Raw genomic sequence first — 7,182 nt, 5'->3', positions numbered from 1 at the left:
ACCCCCCAGGTCATGCCTTCGACAGAGGGGACACAGTCATACCGGGCCCGGAGGCCAGCAGCCCCATTGCAGGACCGCGAAGAACATAACGGGGGAGGCCGTCGGTCCATGAGCCGAGGCCGTCGGCCCGTGAGGCCGGGAGGCCCTCGCGTGGGGCGGGATGGCGTCGGCCCGTGGCCCTGATCCGCTGATCCGTGTCGGCCGCCGGTGACCCGCGGTCAGCGGCCGGTGTCCGCCCCGTCGCGCAGGCGGTCCTCGCACCACGCCGTGGCCAGGGCCACGACCTCGTCCAGGGCGCCGGGCTCCTCGAACCGGGGCCCCGCCTCCTGGACGACGCGGACCGCGTTGGCCGCCGGGATCTGCTCCGCGGCCTGCTGGTCGAGCCGCAGCATGCCGGGGTCCCGGCCGCCCACGACGAACAGCACCGGCACCCGGATGCGGCCGAGCGCGTCACCCGCCAGGTCGGGCCGGGCGCCCCACACCACGGCCGTCAGCGCACGGTCGGGCAGTTCCGCCGCGGCCTCCAGCACGGCCGCCGACTCGACGCCCGTGCCGAACAGCGCGATGGACAGGCTCCGCGTCTCCGGCTGCGCCTTGAGCCAGTCGGTGCCGGCCGCGGCGCGGCGCCCCAGCAGCCGCACGTCGAAGCGCTGGTCGCCCTCCGGGTTGACGCCGCGGTCCTCGGCCTCGCTGAGCAGGTCCAGGGACAGCGTGCCGAACCCGGCCCGGTGCAGCGCGGCGGTGACGGAGCGGCTGCCCGGACTCTGCCGGGAGCTGTCGACGCCGTGCGCCATCAGCACCATCGCCCGGGCCTGCGCCGGGACGACGAGATCGCCCCCGAGCGTCACGCGGTCGGCGGGCACCGACACCATCTCGGAGATCATGAAGTCACCCGTTTCCTCGCACCGGTCGGCTCCTGCTGAGCCGCTGTCTCGGACTCCGCCGTGCCGGGTACCCGCGCAGGGCGAACCGATCGCGGTGGTCCGCGCCCGCGGGGCTCTCAGCCGTCTCAGTCGTCCCGCGCCCCCCGGCGTCTCGTGCGGCCCTTGCGCAGGAAGCGTCGCAGCCGGGCCTCCGGCCAGGTGTTGATCACGTCGTCCTTGGTGAGCCAGCCGCGCTGCGCGGTGCCGATGCCGTAGCGCACATGGGCCAGGTGCGGGGCGGCGTGGGCGTCGCTGTCGACGGCGAACTTCACACCGTGCCGCCGGGCCCGCAGGATGTCCTCGTCGCGCAGGTCGAGCCGGTCCGGGTGGGCGTTGATCTCCAGCGCCGTGCCGGTGCGGGCGCAGGCCTCGAAGACCGCGTCGAGGTCGGCGTCGACGCCGGGCCGCTTGCCGATGAGCCGGGTGGTGGGGTGGCCGATGATGTTGACGTACGGGTTCTCGCAGGCCCGGACGATGCGCCGGGTCAGGGCGTCGCGCCCCTGGTTGAAGTGCGAGTGCACGGAGGCCACGCACAGGTCGAAGCCGGCCAGGAACTCCCCGGGCCAGTCGACCTCGCCGTCCGGGTCGATGTTGAGCTCGGTGCCGTGCAGCAACCGCATGCCGGTGCGTCCGCCGCGCCGCTTTCCGTACGTGCCGTCGAGTTCGCGGACCCGCTCGCGCTGGGCGAGCATCCGGTCGTCGGTCATGCGCTGCATGTACAGGTTCGGGGCGTGGTCGGTGACCGCGTAGTAGGCGTAGCCGCGCTCGGCGGCCGCCGCGATCATGTCCTCCAGCGGGGCGAGGCCGTCGGTGAGGTCGGTGTGGGTGTGCAGGTCGCCGCGAAGGTCCTTCTCACGGACCAGGCCGGGCAGTTCGTCGCGCAGCCCGGCCTCGATCTCGCCGCGGTCCTCGCGCAGCGGCGGGGGGATCCACGGCAGTCCGAGCCTGGCGTACACGTCCTCCTCGGTCTCCGAGACGATCTTCTCGCCGCTCTCGGCGTCGAACAGCCCGTACTCGGAGAGCCTGAGGCCCTGGCGCACGGCCAGCTCGCGGGTGCGGATGTTGTGGGCCTTGGAGCCGGTGAAGTACTGGAGGGCGGCGCCCCAGGAGTCCGGCGGTACGACGCGCAGGTCGACGGCGAGTCCGCGGTCCGTGCGTACGGACGTCTTGGTGGTGCCGCGGGCGACGACCTCGGTGACGTACGGCAGCTTCGTGAACGCCCGCATCAGCGGGGCCGAGTCCTTCGCCGCGGCGAGGATGTCGATGTCGCCGATCGTCTCCCGAAAGCGGCGCAGGGATCCGGCGTAGGCGCAGTCGCGGCAGCCCTTCACCCCGGACAGGGCGGCGACGACGTCCTCGGCGAGGGCGGTCGCCACGTCGAGCAGGACGCGGTCGCCGGAGGACTTCAGCAGGGCGATGCCGTGCAGGATGTTCTCCTCGGTCTTCGGCCCGAATCCCTTGAGGTCGCGCAGCCGTTCGGCGTGGACGGCGTCGGAGAGTTCCTCGACGGAGGCGATGCCGAGTTCCTCGTACAGCACGAGGGCCTTCTTCGGGCCGAGGGTGGGGACGGCGGTCAGCCGGCGCACCCCGGCGGGGATCTCGGCGCGCAGTTCCTCGACGGCCGAGACGCTGCCCTCGCGGAAGTACTCGACGACCTTCTCCGCGATGGATTTCCCGACGCCGGGGATCTCCTGGAGCCCTTTGACGTCGAGTTTCGCGACGTCGGCGTGGTGGCCTGCGAGGGCGCGGGCGGCCTTCTCGTAGACGCGGGCCCGGAAGGCGTCGCCGCCGGTGATCGAGATCAGGTCGGCGTACTCGGAGAACAGGGCGCCGACCTCGTCGTTGGACCGAGTCACGCGGGACGAGTAGGCAGCGATCGGGCATGTCATGCCTGCGGGATCCGGGTGGTCACGCGTGCGGGATCGAGACGGTAGTGGCGGGCCGCCGCGGGTACCCGGGCACGGCACCACTAGCAGGGGAGATGACTCGGATGCTGATTCTCGGACTACTGCTTCTCGCCGGCTCGGCCGCCTTCACCGCTCTCGTGATCGCCGACAATCTGTCCGGCGGCCCCGAGTACACGGTGTCGATCCTGGGCCAGGACATCGCGACGATGAACACACTGGCGATCTTCTGCTCCGGCCTCGCGCTCGCGCTGATCTTCTGCCTCGGTCTGGCGCTGATGTCGTCGGCGAGGACGCACCGTCGCCGCAAGAGGGAGCGCGAGCACGAGCGCCGTCCGGCCGACGACGCCACCATCTGGGACGGCATGCGGGGCCGGGACGCGCACGCCTGACACCCGGGCCTGACACCCACACCTGACTCCCAGGCCTGACACCCGGCCGCGCGCCGTCGCCGGCCTCCCGGTCGCAGGCGCTCAGGTGGGACGGTCCCACCGCACCGGGCAGGGCCGCTGCCGCCCCCGCCCGCCGCTCACCAAGGCAGGCCCTCCAGGTGGGCGGCGATCCGGTCGCGGTCCCACGCCCCGTCGGCGACGAGGACCCGGTAGCGGTAGGCGAAGCACGCGCCGGGCGCCAGCTCGAACTCCTCGAAGAACGCCCAGGAGAACGCGACCGTCGGGACCGGCTCGGAGCGCACGAACCAGTGCGAGGGGTGGACCGCGGTCTTCTCGTCCAGGTTCTCCGGGGCGTGCGCGAAGACGAGCGTGGAGTGCCCGTCGGTCTCGTCGCGCTCCGCGGTGAACGCCAGCCACGGCCCCTGGGAACCCATCACCCCGTCGGCGGGCGGGGAGTCGGGCGTGAGGACGCTGCCGCCCGTGAAGTCGCGCGGCCCGCGCCACTGGAGCCCCGTGTACCCGGCCATCTCACGGCCCGCGGTGGTCGGGGAGCCGAACACCAGCGGCTCGGCGCGGACGTTGGTGAGGTGGATCGACCAGTCGAGCGCCCAGGCGCCCGCGTCCTCGTCGACCGAGTGCACGGCGAGGTCGCGTTCCTCCCGGGCCCACTCCTCGCCGCCGTGCGCGATCCAGGTGAGGTCCTCGGTGAACGCGAGGCGGTCGGCGTCGGCGGTGAAGGCGGAGAACCCGTCGTGCCGCATCGAGCCGACCCGCTCGGGCAGCGGCCGGTAACCCTCCCCGTGCACATAGGAGTTGCCGCCCCAGAAGTTCTGGCCGGACAGATGGCTCGCGGTCATCTGCAGGCCCTTGTGCCAGCGGTGGTCGCTGGGCCGGTAGCCGGTCACCGTGTGCCCGGCGAGGGTGCGCACGGGATGGGCGTACGGCTTGCGGGACTCGAACGGGTCGGGGTCGGGGCGGTAGACGTAGCGCAGGATCTCCGTGCCGTCCGCCGTCGCGACGGCGACGTGCTCGCCGTGGGTGTGGGTGACGCGGATACTCATGCGCGCTCCTCCCCCGAGGACGGCGAGGGCAGCGCGGACGGCGAGGACGGCGAGGACGGCGAGGACGGCGAGCCCTGCGGGGCCCAGTCGGGGTGGCCGCCGTGCATGGCCGGGTAGTGGGCGTCGCCGGGGCCGATCTCGCCGGCCCGCACCGGGCGGCCGGTGAACGCCGCCTTGTAGAGCGCGGCGGCGAACTCCAGGGTGGCGCGCGCCTCGGGGCCGCTGCCGGGCGGGCGTACGCCGGTGTCGTAGGCGTCGAGGACGGCGCCGAGCTGGGCCGTGTGGGAGCTGGGCACGTCCTGGGCCGGGGTGCGCCAGGCGGCGGCGCGTTCCGGGGCGACGTGCCGGGCCGGGGTGTAGGTCCAGTCGTCGTTGCCGTGCCCGTAGAGGTGGGTCAGTTCGACGGTCGCGTCGGCGCAGTCGACGCGGATGCGGCTGACCTCGTCCGGGGAGAGCACGCTGTTGACGACGGTGGCGAGCGCGCCCCCGCGGAACCGGACGAGGGCCGTGGACACGTCCTCGCTCTCGGTGTCGCGCACGAGCCGCGCGGTCATCGCCCGGATCTCCTCCCACTCGCCGAGCAGGTGGAGCAGCAGGTCGTACTGGTGGATGCCGTGGCCCATGGTGGGGCCGCCGCCCTCCGTGGCCCAGCGTCCGCGCCACGGCACGGCGTAGTAGGCGGCGTCGCGGTGCCACGTGGTCTGGCAGTGGGCGACGAGCGGTGCGCCCAGTTCGCCGCTCGTGATCAGCTCACGCGCGTGGGTGGCGCCGGAGCCGTACCGGTGCTGGAAGATCACCGACGCGTACGCCCCGGAGGCCTCCTCGGCGGCGGCGATGTCGTCGTACTCGGCGAGGGAGAGGCACAGCGGCTTCTCGCACATCACCCAGGCGCCTGCCTTGAGCGCGGCCACGGTCTGGTCCCGGTGCAGGGAGGGCGGGGTGCCGATGAGGACGAGGTCGGGACGTTCGGCGTCGAGCATCGCTTCCGTGGACGTGTATCCGGCGACCCGGTCGTCGCCCGCCTCGGCCCGGAAGGCCGCGAGCCGCGCCGGGTCGACGTCGACGGCGGCGACCAGTTCCACCCGGTCGGAGTGGGCCCGCAGCGCGGACAGATGGCTCCCTACGACGATGGCACCGGTGCCGATGACGGCGACACGTCGGCGGGCGGGAAGCGGTGGCATACGGGTTCCTCCGGGGCCGGCCTACGACAGAAGACGCAGGGAAAGCACGGAGAAAGCGCTTTCACCCGCGGTCGACCCTAAGCGCCGCCACCTGCTGCGAACAAGCCCTCTCGCGGCACCGGCGGACCCGGAGAGACAAGTCTCCCGCGGGCAACGAACCCGCTCCGATCGCGACAACTGAGCAAAGGGGGGCCCACTTGATCGTCCAGAATGGCGGGTGATTAACATATGAGCACCGCCTAGCTCGAAAGATGAACCTGTGACTGCGACCGTGGACTCGTTCACCAACTGGAAGAACCGCGAGGAGATCGCGGAGTCGATGATCCCGCTCATCGGGAAGCTGCACCGGGAGCGGGACGTCACCGTCCTCCTCCACAGCCGCTCCCTGGTGAACAAGTCGGTGGTCAGCATCCTCAAGACCCACCGGTTCGCCCGGCAGATCGCCGGCGAGGAGCTCTCGGTCACCGAGACCCTGCCGTTCCTCAAGGCCCTCACCACGCTCGACCTGGGCCCGTCCCAGATCGACCTCGGCATGCTGGCCTCGACCTACCGGGCCGACGACCGGGGCCTGACGGTCGAGGAGTTCACCGCCGACGCCGTCGCCGGTGCCACCGGCGCCAACAAGATCGAGCGCCGCGAGCCGCGGGACGTCGTCCTGTACGGCTTCGGCCGCATCGGCCGCCTGCTCGCCCGGCTGCTCATCGAGAAGGCCGGCTCCGGCAACGGCCTGCGGCTGCGCGCCATCGTCGTGCGCGGCAACGGCGGCCGGCCCGCCGACGACCTCGTCAAGCGCGCCTCGCTGCTGCGCCGCGACTCGGTGCACGGCCAGTTCCAGGGCACCATCACCGTGGACGAGGCGAACAGCACGATCGTCGCCAACGGCAACGAGATCCGCGTGATCCACGCGGACGACCCTTCCCAGGTCGACTACACGGCGTACGGCATCAAGGACGCCATCCTCATCGACAACACCGGCAAGTGGCGCGACCGGGAAGGGCTGTCGAAGCACCTGCGTCCGGGCGTCGCGAAGGTCGTCCTGACCGCGCCCGGCAAGGGCGACGTCCCCAACATCGTGCACGGCGTCAACCACGAGACGCTGAAGCCGGACGAGACGATCCTGTCCTGCGCGTCCTGCACCACCAACGCGATCGTCCCGCCACTGAAGGCGATGGCCGACGAGTACGGCGTGCTGCGCGGCCACGTGGAGACCGTCCACTCGTTCACGAACGACCAGAACCTGCTGGACAATTACCACAAGTCCGACCGCCGGGGCCGTTCCGCGCCGCTCAACATGGTCATCACCGAGACCGGCGCCGCCTCCGCCGTCGCCAAGGCGCTGCCCGACCTGAAGGCGAAGATCACCGGCAGCTCGATCCGCGTCCCCGTCCCGGACGTCTCGATCGCCATCCTCAACCTCCAGCTCGCGCGCGAGACCACCCGCGAGGAGGTCCTGGACTACCTGCGCGAGGTGTCGCTGACGTCGCCGCTGAAGCGCCAGATCGACTTCATCAGCGCGCCGGACGCGGTGTCGAGCGACTTCATCGGCTCACGCAACGCCTCGATCGTCGACGCCGGCGCCACCAAGGTGGAGGGCGACAACGCGATCCTCTACCTCTGGTACGACAACGAGTTCGGCTACTCCTGCCAGGTCGTCCGGGTCGTCCAGTACGTCTCCGGGGTGGAGTACCCCACGTTCCCGGCGCCGGCGGTCTGACGGATCC

Annotated in this window: 6 protein-coding genes; 2 read left to right on the top strand and 4 right to left on the bottom strand. The window is 72.0% G+C overall.

The genetic code is table 11. From position 1 onward, the window contains the following. Positions 1-218 precede the first annotated feature (218 nt). Together ACZ7D7_RS27080 and polX are read right to left on the bottom strand one after the other, a co-directional pair. Positions 219-884 carry a dienelactone hydrolase family protein gene (locus ACZ7D7_RS27080; RefSeq protein ID WP_470827616.1) on the bottom strand — a complete coding sequence of 222 codons (666 nt, stop codon included), beginning with the start codon at positions 882-884 and terminating at the stop codon, positions 219-221. A gap of 125 nt (positions 885-1,009) precedes the next feature. After that, positions 1,010-2,779: a DNA polymerase/3'-5' exonuclease PolX gene (gene polX, locus ACZ7D7_RS27075; RefSeq protein ID WP_470827615.1), complete on the bottom strand. Its 1,770-nt coding sequence runs from the start codon at positions 2,777-2,779 to the stop codon at positions 1,010-1,012. Between the two features lie 134 nt (positions 2,780-2,913). Between polX and ACZ7D7_RS27070 the strand changes: the two genes are divergently transcribed. After that, the gene (locus ACZ7D7_RS27070) at positions 2,914-3,219 is read left to right on the top strand and encodes a hypothetical protein (RefSeq protein ID WP_470827614.1); all 306 of its coding nucleotides are present in this window, start codon (positions 2,914-2,916) and stop codon (positions 3,217-3,219) included. Positions 3,220-3,356: 137 nt separating this feature from the next. On the opposite strand, the gene ACZ7D7_RS27065 is transcribed toward ACZ7D7_RS27070, so the two are convergent. Beyond that, complete coding sequence (locus ACZ7D7_RS27065) at positions 3,357-4,280, bottom strand: DUF6807 domain-containing protein (RefSeq protein WP_470827613.1); 924 nt, start codon at positions 4,278-4,280, stop codon at positions 3,357-3,359. Continuing rightward, the gene (locus ACZ7D7_RS27060) at positions 4,277-5,461 is read right to left on the bottom strand and encodes a Gfo/Idh/MocA family protein (protein WP_470827612.1); all 1,185 of its coding nucleotides are present in this window, start codon (positions 5,459-5,461) and stop codon (positions 4,277-4,279) included. Before ACZ7D7_RS27060 ends, ACZ7D7_RS27065 begins: the two co-directional genes overlap by 4 nt. Before the next feature lie 259 nt (positions 5,462-5,720). Between ACZ7D7_RS27060 and ACZ7D7_RS27055 the strand changes: the two genes are divergently transcribed. Beyond that, positions 5,721-7,175: a glyceraldehyde-3-phosphate dehydrogenase gene (locus ACZ7D7_RS27055; protein WP_470827611.1), complete on the top strand. Its 1,455-nt coding sequence runs from the start codon at positions 5,721-5,723 to the stop codon at positions 7,173-7,175. Positions 7,176-7,182: the final 7 nt, after the last annotated feature.

Source organism: Streptomyces sp. NPDC037054 (assembly GCF_055606745.1).
This window is presented reverse-complemented; position numbering and strand designations above follow the sequence as displayed.

Bases quoted from the DNA above. Each gene is read 5' to 3' on its own strand.
- ACZ7D7_RS27065 (WP_470827613.1), bottom strand. From the start codon at position 4,280: ATGAGTATCCGCGTCACCCACACCCACGGCGAGCACGTCGCCGTCGCG.
- ACZ7D7_RS27080 (WP_470827616.1), bottom strand. From the start codon at position 884: ATGATCTCCGAGATGGTGTCGGTGCCCGCCGACCGCGTGACGCTCGGG.
- ACZ7D7_RS27060 (WP_470827612.1), bottom strand. From the start codon at position 5,461: ATGCCACCGCTTCCCGCCCGCCGACGTGTCGCCGTCATCGGCACCGGT.
- ACZ7D7_RS27070 (WP_470827614.1), top strand. From the start codon at position 2,914: ATGCTGATTCTCGGACTACTGCTTCTCGCCGGCTCGGCCGCCTTCACC.